This is a genomic window from Micromonospora sp. URMC 103, from assembly GCF_051386435.1.
GTDB lineage: Bacteria > Actinomycetota > Actinomycetes > Mycobacteriales > Micromonosporaceae > Micromonospora.
In genome coordinates this window covers 725,912-747,243 of sequence record NZ_JBPQTR010000006.1, presented here as the reverse complement: position 1 = coordinate 747,243, position 21,332 = coordinate 725,912, and the positions used below count along the sequence as shown (strand labels likewise).

Sequence of the window (21,332 nt, the reverse complement as noted above, 5' to 3'; positions counted from 1 at the left end):
ATGGGCGGACGGTGAACTAACGCACGTTAAGGGGCGTCGTTGACCGTCGTCCATCCCCAACCGGACGGATTCGTGAACTTCGCGTCTACTGACCGGCGTCGAGACGGTGCACCAGCTCGGCCACGTCGATGCTGTATTCGCACCAGTCCCGGTCGGGCTGGTAGCCCAACTCGGCGTTGACCTTCAACATCGCCTCGTTGGCCTGCGCGTTCCAGGTCTGCACCTCGGTCAACTCGGCCTCGTGGGAGCGCAGCTCCAGCAGCATCCTCGCCTTGATGGCCCGGTCGATGCCGTAGCCGCGGTGATCCTGCACCACGATCGTGTCGTACTGGTCGGCCCGGGTCGGGTGCTGCGCCGGCACCACGACCTCGGTGAGGCCGGCCACCTCGCCGGTCTGCTCGTGCAGGGCCAGCACGATGTACGGCTTCATCCCGCGCCGGTGCAGGCAGTCCAGGCTGTCGCGCAGCCGCTGCGCGTCGTACGAGCTGGGACGCAGCTCTCCATCCTCGACGTCGCGCACCTCGGCCTTCGCCCGGGCGTACGCGTCGAGCAGCTCGTCGGGCGGGCCGCCCGGGTGGAACTCCAGGTGGTAGCCGGCGCCGACCCCGCCCGCCATCTCGGCCAGCTCGGCCCAGTCCACCGAGGACAGGTCGAGGACGCTGCGGGTCTCCACGTACTCCCGGGTGAAGCCGAGCGACTCGTAGAAGCCCACCGCCGGGGTGTCCCCGACCACCTCGACGCCGATCGACGAGAAGCCCTCCTGGTAGACCCGCCGCGCCGCGACCCGTACGAGGTCGCGCCCGAGGCCCGTGCGCCGGGCCGAGGGGTGCACGAGCACCTCCAGCACGCCGATGTCGCCGAGCAGCAGAACGTGCACCTGGCCCAGGATGGGGCCGGGCGTGCCGTCGGCGGCCGGCTCGGCCTGCGCGACCCAGGAGATCCGCCGCTGGCCCGGCATCACCTCGGTGAGGTATTCCCGCAGGGATCTCTCCCGCCACGGCGGGTCCTGCGGCAGATCCGCCGCGAGGACCGCGTTCAGCGTGTCCAGCAGCGATGCGATCTCGGCGGACGACGCGGTCCGCGCGTCCCACTCACGCACCATCACCCGTCTAGCTTGCCGCTAACAGCGGCCCGGGGGAAGTGTCCGGTTCTCCAAATGTATGCGGACGATCACTTCACGTACGGCTGGCCTGCCCGTAACGGTTGGCGGTGTCGAAGACCTTCTGGGCGTACGGGCGCACGTCGTTGTACGACAGGATCGCGTTCCACCAGTCCGCCGGGATGCTCAGGTTGCGGCCGCCCTTGCACAGGTAGTTGCCGGCGGCGAGGGCGGCGTCGTCCAGGTCGTGCGGGTCCTTTTGCTTGTCGTTGTCCGCGTCCGCCCCGATCTCCTGCCACGTGGTCGGGATGAACTGCATGGGCCCGATCGCCCGGTCGAACGCGGTGTCCTTGTCGAGCTCACCGCGGTCGGTGTCGATGATGCGCATCCGGCCGCCCTGCCCGTCGAGCGGCAGACCGATGATCTCCGGAGTGGCGCGCCCGTCCTGGCCCAGGGTGGCGCCGTTGGCTCGCCCGTGGTCCGACTCGACGAAACCGATCGCGGCCAGCGTCGTCCAGCTCAGCGCGCAACTGCGGTTGGTCTGGGCGAGCACCAGCTCGGCGTAGCCGTACGCCTGCATGGCGACGGGCGCGATGCCGACCTTGGCGCCGACCTGCCGGGCCCAGTCGGCCAGCGCGTCGGCCGGCCGGCCGCCCACCGGGCTCACCGGCCCCCCGGTCGGCGCCGCGCCCGTGGGCGGCGCCGTGGTGGGCAGGATCCCACCGGGCAGCCCGGACGGCAGCGCCGACGGCGACAGGCTCGGCGCGAGCGCGCCCGGCGGCGCGTCGGTGGCGTCGACCGCGACCTGGCGTGGCGCCCGGATCGCCGCCGGAACGACCAGCGCGCCTGCCACCGCGGTCGCCGCCACCAGGGCGAGCAGGAACAGCCCGGGCAGGGTGAGCCGCCCGCTGGGCCGCCGGGACCAGGCGCGGGTCGCCCGGGCGGCGGTCACGGCGGCCTTGCGCGGGCCGAGCCGTACGGCGTGCGCGAACGGCACCCGGTGCCGCCGGGACCGCGGTGCGGCCTTCTCGTCGGCGCCCAGGGTGCCGCCGGCCTTCGAGTCGTCGCCCGTGCCGGGGTCCGCACTCGTGCCGTCGGCCTTCGGATCGGCGTCTGCCCCGTCGGCCTTGCGGTCGGTGGTGGCGTCGGCCTTCGGACCGGCGTCTACGCCGTCCGCCTCCGGGTCGGTGCTCGCGCCGCCGTCGGCCTTCGACTCGGTGCTCGTGGTGCCGGGAGCGGCGAGCCCCGTGGTGTCGGCGTCGGCCTTCGGACCATCGGCACCGCCCCCGGGTCCGGTGTCGGCGTCGCCTGTCGCCCGACCCTCGCCCGGGGCGTCCGTTCCGCTCGTCGGCCCGGTGCTCGCCTCGGCGTCGTCCGGGGTCTCGGATCTCAGCCAGGGGCGGCGCGGACGGGGGACCTGCCGCAACGCCGGATCGGGCGCCGCGCCGGACTCGGCGAGCGGCCCGTCGAGCGGCGCGGCTGGTCGTAGGGGTCGAAGCGTCTTGTCCTCGCCGTCCACCACCCGTCGAGTATCACCCATCACTCCCGCAACGTCAGGTCCCGCCCGTACCCTGGTGCCATGCCCCGGTACGAGTTCCGCTGCCGCGCCTGCGGCGACACCTTCGAGATCAACCGCCCCATGGTCCAGGCCGGTGATCCGGCGGCCTGTCCACAGGGGCACCTCGACACGGTCAAGCTGCTCTCCACGGTCGCGGTCACGGGTCGCGGCGGCGGTGGCGCGTCCGGTGGTGCCGGAGCCTCCGCCGGGGGCGGCTGCTGCGGCGGCGCGTGCGGCTGCTGACGACCGGCATGTGATCGGCTCGACCGCCGGGAAGGCGCGGCGTCGGTCCGCCGCCGGGTCCTACGGGAGGTCCTGCTCCCGACGGGCGGCCTGCACGCCGGCCTGGAACCGGGTACGCGCGCCGAGCGTGGCCATGAGCGCCGCGATGTGACGCTGCACGGTGCGGTAGCCGACGCCGAGTTGGCGGGCGATCGCCTCGTCCGTGAGGCCGGAGAGCAGCAGGGCGACGAGCCGCCGGTGCTCGACCACGGGGCGGTGATTCGCCGCCGGCGCCGCGGCGGCCGCCGGTCGCAGGGGCAGCGCGGAGCGCCACAGCCCCTCGAAGAGGTGGCCCATGCCGTCGAGGAGCGCGCTGGTCCCGAGGAGGACCGCGCTCACGTCCGCGCCGGCGGTGTGGCGGACGACCATGCCGTAGCGATCGTCGGCGAGGTAGAGCTTGATCGGGAGCGTCGGCAGCACACGGGCCTGCTGGCCGGCGGCGACGAGCTGCTCGAGGCCGCGCAGCGCGCCCGGCTGCTCCAGCGACGAGCGCTCGTAGATCGTCCGGGCCCGGGCGCCCCGCCGTAACGGTTCCACGCCGAGACTCGTCGTGCTGGAGACGTCCAGGTAGGGAGGCTTGTCGAGGCAGCGGATCTCGGTCCGGGCGGCGCGCTGCAGGCAGGCGAACCGCTTGAGCACCGCCGTCCGGCCGCTGACCACCTCCAGCACGGCGTTCGGGTCGGTCAACGTGGCGTGCGCCCGATGGATGCCCGCGAGCCGGTGGAGGTGGTCGCGGGCGGCCGCCAGGCGTTCGGCGTACGCCCGCAGTGGCGCGTCGAGCGCGACGTTCGGGTCGACGGCCGTGTAGGTGGGTGGCTCGCCGTCGCCGATGTGCACGAGACCGGCGGCGGTGAGCGTACGGAGCGCGTCACCGAGCGAGTCGGACCGGAGCCAGGACCGGCCGAGGCCCGCCTCGGTGGTGCCCGGCTGGGCGACGACGAGTTCGTACGCCGCCGACTCGACCGCGTCCAGGCCGGCCGCGCCGAGGTTCCCGTCGGGCTGCATGGTCAGGCCGGGTCTCCCGAGGTGGTGATCCAACCGCGACGGATGGCCTGGTAACCGGCCTGGAACCGGCTCGCGGCGCCCAACCGTCGCATCATGGTGCTGATCCGGCGGCGCACCGTACGCTCGGAGCAGCCCTGCTGGGCGGCGATCGCCGCGTCCGTGAGCCCGGCGGCGAGCAGGGGCAGCAGTTCCGCCTCGGCGGGCGAGGGCGCGTCCCCGACCTCCACGAGCTGCGGGTGGCCGTCGCGCACGTGCATCGGGACGCCCTGTGCCCAGGTGAGTTCGAACAGCGCCCCGAGCGCCTCGGTGAGCGCCGGGTCCCGGACGAGCATGGCGGACTCGACGCCCTCCGGGTCGACGGGCAGCAGGGCGAGAGGGCGGTCGCTGAGCACCAGTTTGATCGGCACGGTCGACACCCGGATCTCCTCGCCGACGGAGAGCCCCAGGGTGAAGTCGGCGAGCCGCCCGGGGTCGTCGAGGCCCCGGCGGTCGTAGATGACCCGGTAACGGACGCCCTGGCGGAGCAGGTCCGGCTCCACCGGGTCGCTGAGGGGTGGGCCGTCCACATAGGGCGGGGCGTCGAAGACCCGTACCTCGCGGTGTGCGCTGAGCTGGACGTCGGCGAATGCCCGCTTGATCGCCGCTTTCCCGTGCAGGAACTCGACGAGGTCCCCCACGTCGTGCCGGCGCTGACCGTTGTGGAAGATGGCCGCCAGCCGGGCACGGCGGGCGCCGGCGCGGGACAGGGCGCGCTCGCCGGTGAGGCCCAGCGCCTCGGCCACCTCGTCCGGCGCGACGGCCTGGAAGCTCGCCGGCGCCCCGGGCAGCCGCAGCACGAGCCCCAACTCCTCCAGTCGACCGAGCAGCGGGCGGACCGGGGCGTCCCACCGGAGTTCGAGGCCGTCGAGCGTGCTCGCCGGATGGGCGAGCAACCACTCGTAGAGGGCCTGCTCGGCAGCGGTGACCCCCATGATCTGGAGCACCGGATCATGGTGCGGCAGCGTCATCGATCTGTCCAGCCTCTTCACGCCGGTGGCGTGATCCGGACGCCGCAGGTGCCTTCTGCCCGGTCCGCGGTGGTGGCATCGTCGGCAGGCGCGCTCGCCGGAGTCCTGGTGCCCGTGCCGGAGCACACTCGCGAACCGACCGAACCGCTCAGCGGCGGGCGTGGTCGTGAGTCGACTCGCCGGAGGAGAGCAGCGTGTTAACGAGAGAACCGTCCCCGCCACCGTCCACCGGCCACGCCGGCGGTCCGCGCCGCGGCGGCGTCCGGTGAGCCCCCGTACCGTCCGGCGGGGCATGCGGTCCCAGCTTCTCGGACTGGTGGCGGTGCTCGGCCTCGTGGCCGGCGTGACGGCCGTGACCGCCGGCGCCGGGCAGCCCGCGGACGCGGCGCCGGAGAAGATCCAGCCGGAGCTGCGGGCGAGCCTCAAGAGCCTTCCGGTGCAGCCGTTCTGGGTGCGCCTGCACGACCGGGCCGACCTGACCGCGGCGTCGTCGGTCAAGGACTGGGACCAGCGTGGCGCGGCCGTCGTCGAGGCGCTGCGGAAGACCGCCGAACGTAGCCAGGCCGACGTGGTCGCTCGACTGCGGGCGGCGGGCGTCGAGTTCCACACCTTCTACGCCTCCAACACCGTCTACGTCCCGCAGGGCACGCTCGACCTGGCCGAGACCCTCGCCGACGAGAGCGAGGTCACGACCATCCAGGTCGACCACACGTACACGCTGCCGGAGCCGCTGAAGGCGCAGGAGGTCGCCGACGTCGACTCGGTGGAGTGGGGCGTCCACGCGATCGGCGCGGACCGGGTGTGGGCGGACTACCACACGCGCGGCGAGGGCATCGTCGTGGCGAGCATCGACAGCGGCGTGCAGTACGACCACCCGGCTCTCGTGAAGTCGTACCGGGGCAACATGGGCGAGGCCGGCTTCTCGCACGACTACAACTGGTACGACCCGTCCCAGGTCTGCGGCTCACCGTCGCTCGCCCCCTGCGACAACAACGAGCACGGGACGCACACCATGGGAACGATGGTGGGCGACGGCGGCCCCGGCAACCGCATCGGTGTCGCGCCCGGCGCCCGCTGGATCGCCGCCAAGGGCTGCGAGGAGCGGGGCTGTTCGGATTTCGCCCTGCTCTCCTCGGCGCAGTGGATGCTGGCACCGACCGACCTGTCCGGCCAGCACCCGCGGCCGGACCTGCGGCCCGACATCGTGAACAACTCGTGGGGCACGGACAACGGCCCCACGAGCGACCCGTGGTTCAGCGACGTGGTCGCCGCCTGGCGGGCCTCGGGCATCTTCCCGATGTTCGCCAACGGCAACGCCGGCCAGTCCGGTTGCGACACCTCCGGCACCCCCGGTGACTACGAGACCACCTACAGCGCCGGCGCGTTCGACGTCGACGGCCGGATCGGCTACTTCTCCAGCCGCGGCCCGGGCGCCAACGGCGTCACCAAGCCGAACATCGCCGCGCCCGGCGTGGACGTACGCTCCAGCATCCCGGGCAGCGGATACGGGGCGTTGAGCGGCACGTCGATGGCAACCCCCCACGTGTCCGGCGCGATCGCCCTGCTCTGGTCGGCCGCCCCGAACCTCGTGGGGGACATCCCCGCCACGACGGCGTTGCTCGACCAGGTCGCGGTCGACGTGAACGACACCAGCTGCGGCGGCACGCCGGCCAACAACAACGTCTGGGGCCAGGGCAAGCTGGACATCTATGCCGCGATCGGGCAGGCGCCGCGGGGTGAGACGGGCCGGTTGACCGGACGCGTCACCGACGCCAGGACCGGCGACCCGGTCGGCGGCGCCGAGGTGCGGATCAGCGGCCCGATCCAGCGTACGGTCACCACCGGCGCGGACGGCCGCTACGCCGCGACGCTGTCGGTCGGGCGCTACACGGTCACCGCCGGCTCGTACGGCTACGGCGACGGCACCGCGACGGCGACCGTCACCGCCGACGCGACCGTCACGGGCGACATCGCGCTGACGCGTACGGCCGAGGTGACGGTCAGCGGCACGGTGACCGACGGGTCGGCGCACGGCTGGCCGCTCTACGCGCGCATCAGCGCCCCCGGCCTTCCGACCGGACCCTGGTTCACCGACCCGAAGACCGGCCGGTACGAGTTGGCGTTGCCCGCCGACTCCACCTACCACCTGACCGTGACGCCGCTCTACCCCGGCTACCAGACCAGCGCCGTCGACGTGCCGGTCGGCGAGGGCGCCCTGGTCAAGGACATCGGGGCGCAGATCGACGAAACGTCCTGCCGTGCGCCCGGCTACTCCTACCCGCTCCAGGCGGACTTCGAGGGCTGGACCGACCCGGCGAAGCGTGCGGGGTGGACGATCACCGACAACAACCACTCCGGGCACACCTGGCAGTTCGACGCGCCGGGCCTGCCGAACCTCACCGGCGGCACCGGGGACTTCGCGGCCGCCGATCCCTGGCACACCAACCTGGCGGCTCAGGACACCGACCTGGTCTCGCCCGTGTTCGACCTGTCCACGCAGGGCGCGCCGCAGATCGCCTTCAAGGCGCTCTACCTCGGTGAGACGGCCAGCGGGCAGGCGGACGTCGACCTGAGCCTCGACGGCGGGGCGACCTGGAGCACCATCTGGCGGAAGACGACCGAGAACGTCGTCACGCCGGTGAGCATCCCGGTGCCCCAGGCGGCCAACCGGTCGCAGGTGCGGCTGCGCTTCCACTACACGGGCCACGACGTGTCGCTGTGGCAGGTCGACGAGGTCACGGTCGGCACCTGCGGCCCGGTCCCCGGCGGCCTGGTCACCGGTGTGGTGCGCGACGACAACACCGGCGAGCCGATCAACGGCGCGAAGGTGGTCGACACCTCGAACCCGGCGCAGCCCGTGGTCAGCGCGGCCACGCCGCAGGACCCGAACCAGCCGGACGGCGCCTACTGGATGTTCACCTCGCGGACCGACCCGACCCTGACCGTCGACTACGGTCGCTACACCACGGCGAAGCAGCGGATCGCGGTGCCGGCGGACGCGGTCACCGTACGGGACTGGCGCCTGCGGGCCGGGCACCTCACGGTCAGCGCGGAGAACATCGACGCCACGACGCGGATGGGCAAGGCCGTCACCCGCACGCTCACCTTCGGCAACGACGGGAAGGCCCCGATCCACGTGAAGCTGGGCGAGCAGGTCGTCGGCCACGGCGACCCGTCCGGCGAGCGGGTGGCCGGGCAGCCCGGCGCGCCGCTGCGGCGCATCGCGGTCGAACTGCCGCCGCGCGGAGCCCCGCCGAAGGCGCCGCCCGGCCAGCCGGCGGAACCGGCGGTCGCGCCGCAGGCGGCCACCCCGGCCGTCGGGCCGTGGACCAGGATCGCCAACTACCCGACCCGGATCGTCGACAACGTCGCCGCCTCCGACGCGGGCAAGTTCTACTCCGTGAGCGGAACGACCACCGCGTTCCTCGAGGGGATGACCCGGCAGGGGTACGTCTACGACCCGGTGACCCTCGCGTGGAGCCCGATCGCCGACGCGCCGGAGGCGATCGCCGGAGCCTCGGGCATGTTCCTCGACGGCAGGATGTACGTCGTGGGCGGCTGGGGCGTCGACCAGCAGCAACGCCGCACCGTGTACGTCTACGACCCGGCCTCGGACGCCTGGAGCCGGGCGGCCGACCTGCCGCAGACCATCAGCACCGCCGGCATCGCGGCGCTCGACGGTCACCTGTACGTCGTCGGCGGATGCGTCGACGGCTGCCCCACGAGCGCCAGGACGGTCTACCGGTACGACCCGAAGACCGACGCCTGGACCCGGCTCGCGGACTACCCGGTCGAGTCGGACCGGCTGGGCTGCGCAGGGATCGCGGGACGGGTCGTCTGCGCCGGCGGTTACGACGGGCGGACGAGCACGCCGCTGCGGTCCACGTACCTGTTCGACCCGGCCACCGGCGCCTGGACCCGGGGCGCCGACCTGCCCTACCCGAACTGGGCGATGGGCGTGAGCGGCGCCAACGACAAGATGCAGTTCTTCAGCGGCCTGCAGGAGGCCATGGTCACCAACGAGTCGATCGAGTACGACCCGCTCACGAACGCGTGGAGCCGGCTGCCCAACGTGAACTACCCCACCTACCGGGGTGGCAGCGGCTGCGGGGCGTACCGGGTCGGGGGCAGCGTGACCCTCTGGGACCCGCAGCTCAGTGCCGAGGCGCTGCCCGGCTACGACTACTGCGGCGGTGCGGCGGACGTGCCGTGGCTGTCGCTGGACCGGACCGAGTTCGACGTGGCGCCGGGCGGATCGGTCCGCGTGGCGGTCCGGGTCGACGGCGACGTGGTCTCCCGGCCGGGTGACTACGCCGCGCGGCTCGCCGTGCTCACGGACTCGCCGTACGCCCCACGCGCCGTCGCCGTCACCGGCCACGTCGAGGCGCCGCCGTCCTGGGCGACGTTGAGCGGGATGGTGACCGACGCGGCGACGGCCGCTGCGGTCCCCGGCGCGACGGTGACCGTCTGCGGCGGCGAGCGGCAGCCCGACCAGCCGGACTGCGGCCCGGCCAGTTGGACCGCGGCGACCGGCGCGGACGGCCGCTACGAGCTGCGTCTGCCGAAGAACCAGACGGTCCGGATCACCGTCACCGCTCCCGGCTACCAGCCGGCGTCCACGGTGACCACGATCCGGGGTGCCAGGAGCACCGTCGACCTCGGGTTGCGAGCCGGCTGAGCGCCGAGCGGCACCCGGGCCAGCCCGGCCGATCCTCCCGGACCGGCCGGGCTGGCCCGTTCCCGTCCCGCGACGGGTCCCGACCCCGGTTGGCCGTACCGTCGCTTGAGGGACGGCGCCGGGCCCCACGCGGCGCCGGGGAACCCACCGAGCGGTGGGCCGACCTTGCCCCAGGCGATGCCGAGTGGCACCTTGAGTCCGAGCCCGGCCGGCCGTTCTCACGATGCGTGACCGCACGGCTTCGGGCAGCATGAATCCGACGTCACGGGCGGAGGTCGACGCATGGCGGCACGGATCCAGCTCCCGACCGGGTGGGTGACCTTCGTCTTCACCGACATCGAGGGCTCGACCCGGCTGGCCCAACTGCTCGGCCCGGACTACCGCCCGGTGCTGCGCGAGCACCGCCGGTTGCTGCGCCGGACGCTGGCCGGCACCGGAGGCGCGGAGCTGTTGACCGAGGGCGACTCGTTCTTCCTGGCCTTCGCGGACCCGACCGCCGCGCTGACCGCCTGTCTCACCGCTCAGCGGGCTCTGAGCGACCACGACTGGCCCACTCCGGAGGCCGCGCCGCGCGTGCGGATGGGCCTGCACACGGGCTACGCCGAGCCGCGCGACGGCGAGTACGCGAGCCCGGAGGTGCACCGCGCGGCGCGGGTCGCCGCCGCGGCCCACGGCGGCCAGGTGCTCTGCTCGGCGTCCACGGCGCGCCGCGCCGACCCGCTGCCCGCCGGCGCCTCGCTGCTCGACCTCGGCCTGCACCGGCTGCGCGGCTTCGACGACCGGGAACGGCTCTTCCAGCTGGTCGCGCCCGGCCTGGAGCGCCAGTTTCCGCGTCCGCGCACCGCCGACGCGGTGGCGCACAACCTGCCCACCCAGGTCACGTCGTTCGTGGGCCGGGAGGCAGAGCGGGCCGAGCTGCGCCGGCTCGTGGAGGAGCACCGGCTCGTCACGGTGCTCGGGGCGGGCGGCGCGGGGAAGACCCGGCTCGCGGTGGAGCTGGCCTGCGGGGTGGTCGAGGCGTACCCGGACGGGGTCTGGTTCGTCGACATCGCGGCGGTGACCGACCCGGGGCTGGTGGCGTTCGAGATCGCCGCCGTGCTCGGCCTGCGCCCCGAGCCGGGCCGGCCCATGGTGGACACCCTCGTGGAGTACGCGGCCGCACGCCGGATGCTGGTCCTCCTCGACACCTGCGACGCCCAGCCGGCCGCCTCCGCCGAGGTGATCTCCCGGCTGCTCGCGGGCGGTCGCGGCGTGCGGGTGCTCGCCACGAGCCGGGAGTCGTTCGGCCTGCCCGGCGAGGTGGTGTGGCGGATTCCGCCGCTCTCGGTCGAGCCGGCCGTGGACGGAGGCGAGAGCGACGCCATCGCCCTGCTGCTCGACCGGACGGCGGCGGCGCGCGGCGGGCGGCAGCCGGACCCGGCCGAGTCGGCCGACCTGCGCCGCGTGGTGCAGCGGCTGGACGGCCTGCCGCTCGCCATCGAGCTGGCCGCGGCCCGGCTGCGGGTGCTCTCGGTCGGGCAGCTCGCGGAGCGGCTCGACGACGTGCTCGGCACCCTCGACGCCGGGCGGGACGACCCCGAGCCGCCGCCCCTGGACCGGGGCTGGATGGGCAACCAGCAGGACACCGTGGACCTGGTGGCCGCGGCGGCGGGCCTGTCGCCGCCCACCCCGGCCACCCGGGCCGTGCAGCGTTCCGCCACCGAACGGCACCTCACCATGCAGGCGACCGTCACCTGGTCCTACCGGACGCTCGGGCCGCGGGCGGCACGGCTGCTGCGCTGGCTGTCGGTCTTCGCCGGTCCGGTGGACCTGGCGACGGTCGAGTGGCTGCTCGGCGACGATCCGCTCGACCCGCTCTCGGTGCTCGTGGACAAGTCGATGGTGCTGGCCGAGCCGCACGCGTCGGGCAGCACGTACCGGATGCTCGACCCCATCCGGGCGTACGCGGCGCGGCGGCTCGCCGAGGCCGGCGAGGAGCAGGCCGCCCGGAACCGGCACGTCGCCTGGTCGGCGCACGCCCTCGAGCGGGCGCACCTCGGCCCCGACGGCCGACCGGTCACCCTGTCCCTGTACGCCCTCGACCCGCTCGCCGGCGAACTGCGCGCGGCGCTGCGCTGGTGCGCCACCGGGGGCAGCGCGGCGGCGGGGCTGCGGCTGGCCGGCGGCCTGGACCAGTGGTGGCGGGAGCGCGGGCTGGCCCGGGAGGGGCGGCTGTGGCTGTTCCGGCTCTACGGGCGTATCGCCGAGACGGGTGAGCGGATCCCGGAGGCCGAGCTGGCGGCCGCGTACCACATGCACTCGCTGCACGCGGGCGCGGACGGCGAGTTCGCCGAGGAGCTGCGCTACTCGCAGCGCGCCGAGGCGGCGGCCCGGCAGGCCGGTGACGCCGGCCTGCTGGCGCGGGTGCTCGCCGGCCGGGCCGCGCCGCTTGTCGACATGGGCCAGTTCGCCGAGGCGGAGCGGGTCTGCCGTGAGGTCATCGACTGGGCGCACAGCGAGGACGTGCTGGGTGACGCGCTGCTCGCCGTCTACAGCCTTGCCGAGCTGCTGTGGCGGCGCGGCGCGCTGGACGAGGCGGCGGAGCTGCTCGGGGCGGCCCGGCCGGTCGAGGCCGCCCGGCCGGTGGAGCGCGGCCGGCGCTCGGTCGACATGCTGCTCGGCATGGTGGCGTTGGCCCGGGAGGACCTGATCGCCGCGCACGAGCACCTGCTCGTGGCGCTGCGGTCGCGGATGGCTCACGGTTTCCACGGCCGGGCCTGCGACACCCTGAACGCCATCGCCGTGCGCTGTGCGGCCGGTGGCGACCAGCTCCTGGCCGCACGGCTGTTCGGCGCCGCCCAGGCGACCGGCGCGCACCTGCGGTGCACGCCCGGGATCTACGGCGGCTACTGGTCGCAGTGGCAGGCCGAGCTGCGGCAGCGCCTGGGTGACGCGTCGTTCGACGACGCGTACGGGGAGGGCGCCGAGCTGAGCCTGGAGGAGGCCGCCCAACTGGCGCTGGACGTCGAACACCCGGACCTGGCCGCGGACTCCACCCGGTTCAGTGCCGGACCGACCCGCACGGCGCCCCGCCAGGCCGGGCCGGAGCCGGAGCGCCGACCGGCCGGCCAGACCGAGCGGGCCTGAACACGCGCCGGCCCGGGTGCCGGCGAGGTGGCGTACCGCCGACGGGCCCGTGCCGCCGGCGCCGGCGGCACGGGCCCGCGCGTGGTCAGGCGCGCAGTCCGGCGCGGCGCTCCGCGTCGGCCTTCATCGTGGCGGCGCGCTCGATGTCGGCCGGGTTGACGGCGGCCACCGAGCCGAAGATGCTGACCGCCTGGTAGTAGGTCCAGGCCAGGCTGAGGCAGGCCGGCCGGACGACCGAGTTGTACGTGGCGCAGACCCGCTTCAGGTCCTCGTAGAAGGCGCTGTCGAGGCGGGACTTGTTGGCGGCGAACACGCCCATCGCCTTGTGGTTGCGATAGCCGAAGTCGTGCCGGTAGCAGGCGAGCTCGAAGGTGAACCCGAGCGGGTTGTCGGGGCTCGTCGAGCAGTAGTCGGTGGACCAGTCGAAGGCGTACTCGGACCAGGCGGCCCTGTTGAGGCGGGCCGCGTTCCAGGCGTTGTAGCTGCTGGCGCTGGTCTGCGTCCAGCCGGAGAGGACGGCGAGCTTCTGCTCGCGGGAGACGGCGGCAGCGGCGGGGGAGGCGAGGCCGAACGCGACGAGCAGCGCGAGCGCGCCCGAGGTGAGGAGGGTGGCGAGACGTCTGGGCACTGGGACCTCCGCGGGGGTGTGCGGTGCGAGGAAGTTACCGGCGGGTCACCGGATGTCGACCAGTGTCGATCAATCGATGGACGCAGATCTTGCGCCGACCCGGACTATTGGTGACATGCGTCGAAACAGACGAATGCCCCGGGTGCGGGAGGCACCCCGGGGCATTCGCGTCCGCGTGGGTCAGCGCAGGACGAAGGCGGGCGGGCTGGCCGGGCTCTCGTTGGCCAGCCGGTCGAGCGCGGTCACGTAGTAGGTGTACCGGTGGCCGGGCTCGGCCGTGGTGTCCACCCAGGACTGCGTGCCGCCGGTGCCGCGTACGGTGTCCACGAGGTGCGCGGCGTCGGCCAGGTCGCAGGCGCCGGCCAGCTTCACCCCGTCGAAACGGTAGATGGCGTACGACGCGGCGGTGCCGAACGGCCCGACCCCGTCGGCCGGCTGCCGCCAGCTGAGCCGGACCGCGCCGTCCTCCCGCGTGGCGCGGGTCACCACCGGCATGAGCAGCGGCTTCGCCGGCAGGTGCGACATGGTGGGGATCAGCGCGGGCCGGGAGTAGTGCTCGGTGGCGTAGATGTCGGTGGCGCCGAGCCGGTTGGCCCGCACCTGCACCGCGGAGAAGTGCACGTTGCCCTGCACCTCCGGGTAGGACCGGTTGAGGGTCAGGTGGTCGGACAGCTCACGCGGGTTCATCCAGAACGTCCCGTACGCCGGGTCGCCGCTCTTGTAGTCGGCCTGTCCGATGTAGAGCTGCACCTTCGTGCCCCGGACGGTCTCCGCCCACCACGGCACCAGCCGCGCGTAGTCGGCCGCCGGGTACTGACCGATGTACCAGTAGAGCTGCGGGACGATGTAGTCGATCCACTCCTCCTTGACCCACTTGCGGGTGTCGGCGGAGATGATGTCGTACGACTGGCTGCCGGTGGTGTCCGAGCCCAGCGGGTCGGCGGAGGCGTTCCGCCAGATGCCGAACGGGCTCACACCGAACTTCACCCAGGGCTTGGCCGCCTTGATCCTGGCGTTCATCTCCTTGACCAGCAGGTTGATGTTGTCCCGTCGCCAGTCCGCACGATCGGTGAAGCCCCGGTTGTACGCCGCGAACGTGACGTCGTCGGGCACCTGGTAGGTGCCGCTCGGGTACGGGTAGAAGTAGTCGTCGAAGTGCACACCGTCGATGTCGTACCGCTTGACGGCGTCCATCATCGCGGTCTGCACGAACTCGCGGACCTCGGGGACGCCGGGGTCGTAGTAGAGCCGGCTGCCGGCGACCCCGGCCGGCGGGTAGGCGAACACCCAGTCCGGGTGTTGGCGTACCGGGTGGTTCGGGGCGAGCTTCGAGATGTCCGCGCCCGCGCCGCCCGGAGCCGGCATGGAGACCCGGTACGGGTTCATCCAGGCGTGGAACTCCAGGTTGCGCTTGTGCGACTCCTCGACGAGGAAGGCCAGCGGGTCCCAGCCCGGGTTCTGGCCGCGGACCCCGGTCAGGTACTCCGACCAGGGCTCGATCTCGGAGGGCCAGAACGCGTCGGCGGTCGGGCGGACCTGGACCACGACGGCGTTGTGGTTGAGCTTCTGGGCCAGGTCGAGCCAGGCCAGGTATTCGGCCTTCTGCTTGGCGACCCGGTCCGGGGCCGTCCAGGAGTCCTTGCTGGGCCAGTCGATGTTGGTGACGGACGCGATCCACATCGCCCGGAACTGTCGCTTGGGCGTCGCCGGGTCCGTGGTGCACGCGGTGGTGGCGGTAGCGCTCGCAGCGTCGGGCGCGGCGGTCGCGGGGGTCGCGGCGACGAGCGCGCCGAGCAGCGCCGCGGCGAGCCCGGCCGCGCCGAGCCGAGTTGCCTTCATGGGGTGTGTCCCTTCGTTGGGGCTCCCGTTGTCCTGGCGTCGCGGCGCCTGCGGCAAGATTCGCCGTTGGCTATGTGCCGCTGGTAGGAAATTTTCACACGGCGCGCGCCCTGCGCAAGGGTTCCGCGCCGGATCTGTCCGTCCGTCCCATCGAATGTCCCCCCGTCCCGCCCGTCCGGTACGGCTCCCGGCCATGCCCGTATTCGCGAAGAGCGTGGCGGTTGGCGGTGATGCGTATTGGGTAGCAACGCCCGTCACCGGCCGCCACGGTGGTGGTCGCACGGTGGGAGGGGTGAACGCGGTGTCCGTGCTGCGTACGAAACCGATCAAGGACGTGCTCGCGCAGAGCGAGGCGGACGGCGAAGACGGCGGGCCGGGCCTCAAGAGACGGCTCGGCGCGCTCGACCTCACGGGCTTCGGCATCGGCATCGTCATCGGTACCGGCATCTTCACGCTGACCGGGATCGAGGCCCGGGACAGCGCGGGGCCGGGCGTCGTCATCTCCTTCGCCATCGGCGGCGTGGTCGCCCTGCTCGCCGCGCTCTGCTACGCCGAACTGGCCTCCAGCGTGCCGGCGGCCGGCAGCGCGTACACCTACGCGTACGCCACCATGGGCGAGATCGTCGCCTGGATCATCGGCTGGGACCTCCTGCTGGAGTTCGCGCTCGGCGCCGCGGTGGTCGCCCGGGGCTGGTCCGGCTACCTGGCCGAGTTGCTCAACCTGCCCACCACCTGGTTCGGCGAGGAGGGCAGCGTCGTCAACGTCGGCGCGATCGCCATCGTGCTGATCCTCGGCATGGTCGGCATCGTCGGCATCCGCGAATCGGCCCGGGTCACCAACCTGCTGGTGCTGGTCAAGGTGGCAATCTGCGTGTTCGTGGTGGTCGCCGGCCTGTTCTTCGTCAAGGCCGCCAACCTCAGCCCGTTCATCCCGCCCGCCGAGCCGGCCACCGGCGGGGACGGCGGCATCAAGCAGCCGGTCACCCAGGCCATCTTCGGCCTGGAACCATCCGTCTTCGGGTTCGTGGGGGTGCTCAGCGCGGCCGCGGTGGTCTTCTTCGCGTACACCGGCTTCGAGGCGGTGGCCAACCTCGGCGAGGAGACCCGCAAGCCGCGCCGCGACCTGCCGCTCGGGCTGCTCGGCACGCTGCTCGTCTCGACCGTTCTCTACATCGGCGTCTCGCTGGTCGTGGTGGGCATGGTGAAGTACACCGACATCGACCGGGGCGCCCCGATCGCCGCGGCCTTCGAGTCGGTCGGCGCCGGCTGGGCCGCCGTTCTCGTCTCGATCGCCGCCATCGCCGGCCTCACCAGCGTCATCCTGGTCGACCTCGTGGCCATGGGCCGGATCGGCTTCGCCATGTCCCGGGACGGGCTGATCCCGCCGGCGATCGCCAAGGTGCACCCGCGCTGGGGCACCCCGTACCGCATCTCGGCGATCATGACCGTCGGTGTCGCGCTGCTGGCCGGCCTGCTGCCGCTGTCCGCGTTGGCCGACCTCGTGAGCATCGGCGCGCTCTGCGCGTTCGTGCTGGTCTCGGTGGCGGTGCCGATCCTGCGGCGCAAGCGGCCCGACCTGGAGCGGCCGTTCACCGTGCCGTTCTCTCCGGTGCTGCCCATCGCGTCCGCGCTGGCCTGCTTCTACCTGATGCTCAACCTCTCGGTCGAGACCTGGCTGCGGTTCCTGGCCTGGATGGTGCTCGGCGGGCTCATCTACTTCGGGTACGGCTACCGGAAGAACCGCCTGGCCCGCCGCGAACAGGGCGCCGCCCCGCAGCCCCGCGAACCGGTCGCCGGCAGCTGACCCCCACCCTGGTGATCATGAGGTTTGCGGCGGATCTGAAAGATCGAACTTGCCGCAAACCTCATGATCACCGTCACGGTCGACGGTCAGGGGCGGGGTTGGGGAGTGCCGGTCGGGCCCTTCACCACGGGCTTTCCGTCGGTCCAGACGACCTCGTCGAGCCAGGTCTGCCGGCCCGGGTCGGTGCTGCCCTCCTGGCCGGGGGGCCAGGCGTGGTAGAGCAGCCAGGTCCGGCCATCCTTGACCACCATCGAGGCGTGCCCGGGCCCCGAGGCCACGTCGTTCGTCTTCAGGATCGGGTTCTCCGGCGCCTTCACGCACGGCCCGCTCGGCGACTCGCAGACCGCGTAGCCCTCGGCGTACTCCGCCCGGTCGTACGCGTTCGCCGCGAAGAACAGGTACAACCTGCCGTCCTGGCGGTGCAGGAACGGCCCCTCCACGAGGGTCCCCTCCCACGGCTCGGTCTGCTTGAGCAGCTTCGTCGGCTCACCGACCAGGGTCAGCCCGTCCGGCGACAGGCGCTGCGACCAGATCCAGGTGTCCACCCCGATGGCGTTGCCGTCGTTCTTCCACAGCAGCCACAGGCTGCCGTCGGTGTCCCGGAACGGGCTCGCGTCGATTGCCCCGCCGAGGTCGGCCTGGCAGATGAGCGGCCCCGTCGAGTCGTCCCGGTACGGGCCCTGCGGTGCGGTGGCCACCGCGCGCCCCACGCACTGCCGGCCCGACTCCCGGCCGGCGACCGTGTAGTAGAGCACGAACCGGTCCGGGCCGAGCTGGATCGCCTCCGGCGCCCAGGTCTTCCCCGCGTCCGCCCAGTCGGGCAGTTCCGGCAGGGCGTCGCCGGCCTCCGACCAGTCGACCAGATCGGGGGAGGTGTGCACGGGCACGTTGTGGCCGCCGGCGTTGGTGTGGAACAGGTACCAGGTGTCGCCGACCCGGATCGCCTGCGGGTCGGGGGCGTCGGTCCGGATGACCGGATTGGTGAACATGCTCGGGTCGCTCCCCGTACTCGTGGAACCGCCGTGGTCGTCGCCGCCGCAGCCGGCGACGAGCAGTGCGGCGGCGAGGACCGCCGCCGCACCACGTCGCCGGAGTGACCCGGCCGTCATCCCTTCAGGCCGCTGCGGGAAACGCCCTGGATGATGTGCCGCTGGGCGAGCACGAAGAGGATCAGCACCGGCACGCTGGCCAGCACCGCCCCCGCCATGATCACCGGGTAGTCGGTCACGTAGGAGCCCTGGAGCAGGCCGAGGCCGGGCGGCAGGGTCAGCTTCTCCGGGCTGAACAGCACGAAGATCGGCCACAGGAAGTCGTTCCAGTTGGTCAGGAACGACAGCACCGCGAGGGTGGCCAGCGCGGGCTTGGACAGCGGCAGCACCACCCGGTAGAAGATCTGCCACTGGTTCGCCCCGTCGAGCACCGCGGCCTCCTCCAGCTCCCGGGGCAGGGAGAGGAAGAACTGCCGCAGGAAGAACACCCCGAACGCGCTGGCCGCGCCGGGCACCACCACCACGGTCAGCGTGTCGATCCAGTTGAGCGTGTCGACGATCAGGAAGTTCGGGACGATCAGCGAGGTCGGCGGGATGAAGAGCGTCCCGACGATCAGCGCGAAGCTCGCCCCGCGGCCGCGGAACCGCATCCGGGCCAGGGCGTACGCGGCCATCGAGGCGGTCGCCAGCACCAGCAGCGAGTGCAGCGTGGCGGCCAGCATGCTGTTGAGGAACCAGCGCAGGACCGGGTTCGCCGAGTTGTTGAGGATCTGCTGGTAGCCGTACCCCGAGATCGGATCGGGCAGCCAGGTCGGCGGGATCCGCTGCGCGCCGTCGTAGGTCTTCAGCGAGGTGATGACCATCCAGACCAGCGGGGTCAGGAAGACCAGGGCGAGGATCACCAGGATGGCGTAGAGGCCGGCGCGGCGCAGCGCGGTCGCCGAACCGCCCGTGGTGCGCGTGGGCGTCGTCATGGCAGTCCCCTCAGTCTTCCCGGTAGCGGAAGAGGCGGAAGTTGGCGAGGCTGACCACGGCCAGCATCAGCGCGAAGACGATGCTCATGGCGGCGGCCCGGCCCGCGTCGTTGTCGCGCAGCCCCTCCTCGACGATGAACCAGACCACGGTGCGGGTCTCCGTGCCCGGCGCGCCCTGGGTGATCAGGAACGACTGCCCGAACACGTTCGCCGAGGCGAGGATCGTCGTGGTCATGACGAAGAGCAGCACCGGGCGCAGCCCGGGGAGCGTGACGTGGCGGAACCGTTCCCAGGCCGTCGCGCCGTCCACCTTCGCCGCCTCGTACAGCTCCTGCGGGATGTCCTGGAGCCCGGCCAGGTAGATCACGGCGTTGAAGCCGGACGTCCACCAGACCGTCACGCCGACCAGTGAGATCCACGCCCACGGCACGTCCGTGACCCAGGGGGTGTCCGCCGGCAGGCCCAGCACCCCGAGCAGCCGGTTGACGAGACCCAGGTTCGCGTCGAGCAGGAACCGCCAGAGCAGGCCGATCACCGCGACGCCCAGCACGTACGGGGCGAAGTAGACGGCCCGGAAGAACGTCCGACCCGGGAACGAGCGGTTCAGCAGCACCGCGAGCCCCAGCGGCACCACCACGAGCAGCGGCACCGACAGGACGGTGAAGATCGCCGTGGCCCGTACGCTCTGCCACCAGTCGCCGTACACGGCCGAGTCGCTGGAGAACAACTCCTTGTAGTTGTCCAGCCCCACGAACGGCCGGTTGGGCAACTGGAAGTCCCACTGGTGCAGGCTGAGCCAGATCCCGAGCAGGATCGGCAGCAGGCCGAACACCGTGAACAGGACCAGGTACGGCGCGAGGAACAGGTACGGCGTCAGCCGTCCCGTCCGGCCCGCCGAGGCGCGCCGGCGGGCAGCGCTGGCCGCCGGGGGCGGCGCGTCACCGCGCGCCGCCCCGACCTCGATCACGTCCGCCACGGAGAATCAGCTCCCGTACTTCTTGCGGTTGTCCTCGAGCTGCTTGTTGGCCTTCGCCACGCCGTCGTCGAGCGCCTGCTTGGGCGACTTCTTGCCCAGCGCGGCCTCGTTGAAGGAGTTGTAGAAGGTCGTGAGGACCTCGCCCAGGCCGGGGGTCGCCGGCGGGAAGGCCGCGTACTCCAGCTCGGGGGCGAGCGCGCTCACCTCGGCCAGCGCCGTGAAGTCGGCGCTGTCCCGTACAGTCTTGCGGGCCGGCACCTGGCCGCCCTTGGCCCAGTCGAGGGAGTGCTGGCTCAGCCAGTTGATGAAGACCTTCGACGCGGAGATCTTGTTGGCGTTGTTGGCCCGCTGCTTCACGATCGTGAAGTTGTGCGAGTTCGCCCAGGCGGCCGGCTTGCTCCCGATCTGCGGCAGCGGCGCGACGCCCCACTGCACCTCGGGGCTCTTCTTCAGGTCGTTGATCTGCCAGATGCCGTTGAAGGTGAAGGCGTTCTTGCCGCTCTTCAGCGCCAGGTACTCGGCGTCCTGGCCGACGTTCGACGGCGAGTGCCCCTGCTTGATCATGTCGACCATCCAGGTGCACGCCTCGACGGCCTGGTCCGAGTTGAACGTGGCCTTGTTCACCTCGGCGTCGAAGAGGCTGCCGCCGAACTGGTACACCAGCGAGTAGAAGGACATGCCGCCGGTGAACTGGAACGGGCTGATCCAGAAGCCCTGGACGCCCGACTTCTTCAGCTCGGTGAGCGCCGCCGTGAAGTCGTCCCTGGTCGTCGGGGGCTTGTTCGGGTCGAGGCCCGCCTTCTGCATGACCGACTTGTTGTAGTAGAAGCCGAGCGGGTGCATGTCCAGCGGGATGCCGTACCGCTTGTTGTTGTAGAGGCCACCCTTCCAGACCGTCGGCGCGAAGTCCGCCTCGGTCAGCTCCAGGGTCTTGGCCACGTCGTCCAGCTCGGTGATCACACCGCGGGCGGCGAAGGTGGCGAGCTGGTCCATGTGCATGACCGCGATGTCCGGCCCGTTGCCGCTGGAGGCCGCGCCGGGGAGCTTGTTGTAGTAGTCCTCCCACTGGTACGTGGCCACCGACACCGCGATGTTCTGGTGCTCGGAGTTGAACTGGTTCACCAGCGTCTTGAAGATCTCACCGTCGCCGCCGGTGAACCCGTTCCACAGCTTCAGGTCCACCTTCGGGCCGGTGTAGTCCTTGCCACCGTTTCCGGCCGCCGGGCCGGACGAGTCGTCGCCACCGCCACAGCCGGCCAGCGTCAGCGTGGCCGCGGCGCCCAGGCCGATGCCGAGGCCGAGGAGCCGCCGTCGGCTCATTTCGTTGTGGATCATGCCGTATCTCTCCTTGGGGGGACGGGTTGAAG

At 72.4% G+C, this 21,332-nt stretch carries 14 protein-coding genes; 4 read left to right on the top strand and 10 right to left on the bottom strand.

The window, feature by feature from the left end:
• Positions 1-85: 85 nt before the first annotated feature.
• Both ACSNOA_RS29770 and ACSNOA_RS29765 read right to left on the bottom strand, forming a co-directional pair.
• Entirely contained in the window at positions 86-1,102 is a 1,017-nt protein-coding gene (locus ACSNOA_RS29770) for a GNAT family N-acetyltransferase (protein WP_436663418.1), read from the bottom strand.
• Between the two features lie 73 nt (positions 1,103-1,175).
• Positions 1,176-2,621 carry a lytic murein transglycosylase gene (locus tag ACSNOA_RS29765; protein WP_436663075.1) on the bottom strand — a complete coding sequence of 482 codons (1,446 nt, stop codon included), beginning with the start codon at positions 2,619-2,621 and terminating at the stop codon, positions 1,176-1,178.
• Positions 2,622-2,678: 57 nt separating this feature from the next.
• On the opposite strand from ACSNOA_RS29765, the gene ACSNOA_RS29760 reads away from it, so the two are divergent.
• The gene (locus ACSNOA_RS29760) at positions 2,679-2,900 is read left to right on the top strand and encodes an FmdB family zinc ribbon protein (RefSeq protein ID WP_436663074.1); all 222 of its coding nucleotides are present in this window, start codon (positions 2,679-2,681) and stop codon (positions 2,898-2,900) included.
• Positions 2,901-2,960: 60 nt separating this feature from the next.
• Here the strand turns inward: ACSNOA_RS29760 and ACSNOA_RS29755 are convergent, their stop codons facing one another.
• On the bottom strand, positions 2,961-3,944 hold the full coding sequence (locus tag ACSNOA_RS29755; protein ID WP_436663073.1) for a helix-turn-helix domain-containing protein: 984 nt from the start codon (positions 3,942-3,944) through the stop codon (positions 2,961-2,963).
• A 2-nt stretch (positions 3,945-3,946) separates the two neighbouring features.
• Positions 3,947-4,951 (bottom strand): LuxR C-terminal-related transcriptional regulator, encoded by a 1,005-nt coding sequence (locus ACSNOA_RS29750; protein ID WP_436663072.1) that lies wholly within the window; start codon positions 4,949-4,951, stop codon positions 3,947-3,949.
• A gap of 292 nt (positions 4,952-5,243) precedes the next feature.
• Between ACSNOA_RS29750 and ACSNOA_RS29745 the strand changes: the two genes are divergently transcribed.
• Together ACSNOA_RS29745 and ACSNOA_RS29740 are read left to right on the top strand one after the other, a co-directional pair.
• Complete coding sequence (locus ACSNOA_RS29745; protein ID WP_436663071.1) at positions 5,244-9,629, top strand: S8 family serine peptidase; 4,386 nt, start codon at positions 5,244-5,246, stop codon at positions 9,627-9,629.
• Positions 9,630-9,911: 282 nt separating this feature from the next.
• Positions 9,912-12,755 (top strand): ATP-binding protein, encoded by a 2,844-nt coding sequence (locus tag ACSNOA_RS29740; protein ID WP_436663070.1) that lies wholly within the window; start codon positions 9,912-9,914, stop codon positions 12,753-12,755.
• Between the two features lie 85 nt (positions 12,756-12,840).
• On the opposite strand, the gene ACSNOA_RS29735 is transcribed toward ACSNOA_RS29740, so the two are convergent.
• Both ACSNOA_RS29735 and ACSNOA_RS29730 read right to left on the bottom strand, forming a co-directional pair.
• The gene (locus ACSNOA_RS29735; RefSeq protein WP_436663069.1) at positions 12,841-13,383 is read right to left on the bottom strand and encodes a phospholipase; all 543 of its coding nucleotides are present in this window, start codon (positions 13,381-13,383) and stop codon (positions 12,841-12,843) included.
• 180 nt (positions 13,384-13,563) lie between these two features.
• The gene (locus ACSNOA_RS29730) at positions 13,564-15,222 is read right to left on the bottom strand and encodes a family 10 glycosylhydrolase (protein WP_436663068.1); all 1,659 of its coding nucleotides are present in this window, start codon (positions 15,220-15,222) and stop codon (positions 13,564-13,566) included.
• A gap of 292 nt (positions 15,223-15,514) precedes the next feature.
• On the opposite strand from ACSNOA_RS29730, the gene ACSNOA_RS29725 reads away from it, so the two are divergent.
• A complete protein-coding gene (locus tag ACSNOA_RS29725) occupies positions 15,515-17,026 on the top strand; it encodes an amino acid permease (protein ID WP_436663067.1) in 1,512 nt (503 codons plus the stop codon).
• Between the two features lie 86 nt (positions 17,027-17,112).
• Here the strand turns inward: ACSNOA_RS29725 and ACSNOA_RS29720 are convergent, their stop codons facing one another.
• The 4 genes from ACSNOA_RS29720 to ACSNOA_RS29705 are packed head-to-tail and all read right to left on the bottom strand — an operon-like array spanning position 17,113 to position 21,300.
• A complete protein-coding gene (locus ACSNOA_RS29720; protein WP_436663066.1) occupies positions 17,113-18,135 on the bottom strand; it encodes a glycoside hydrolase family 43 protein in 1,023 nt (340 codons plus the stop codon).
• Positions 18,132-18,989, bottom strand: coding sequence for a carbohydrate ABC transporter permease (locus ACSNOA_RS29715; RefSeq protein WP_436663065.1), 858 nt, complete (start codon positions 18,987-18,989; stop codon positions 18,132-18,134). The genes ACSNOA_RS29720 and ACSNOA_RS29715 overlap by 4 nt, the downstream gene beginning before the upstream one ends.
• A gap of 10 nt (positions 18,990-18,999) precedes the next feature.
• Complete coding sequence (locus ACSNOA_RS29710; protein ID WP_436663064.1) at positions 19,000-19,965, bottom strand: carbohydrate ABC transporter permease; 966 nt, start codon at positions 19,963-19,965, stop codon at positions 19,000-19,002.
• A 6-nt stretch (positions 19,966-19,971) separates the two neighbouring features.
• Positions 19,972-21,300, bottom strand: a complete 1,329-nt coding sequence (locus ACSNOA_RS29705) for an ABC transporter substrate-binding protein (protein ID WP_436663063.1) — start codon at positions 21,298-21,300, stop codon at positions 19,972-19,974.
• Between the last annotated feature and the right edge of the window lie 32 nt (positions 21,301-21,332).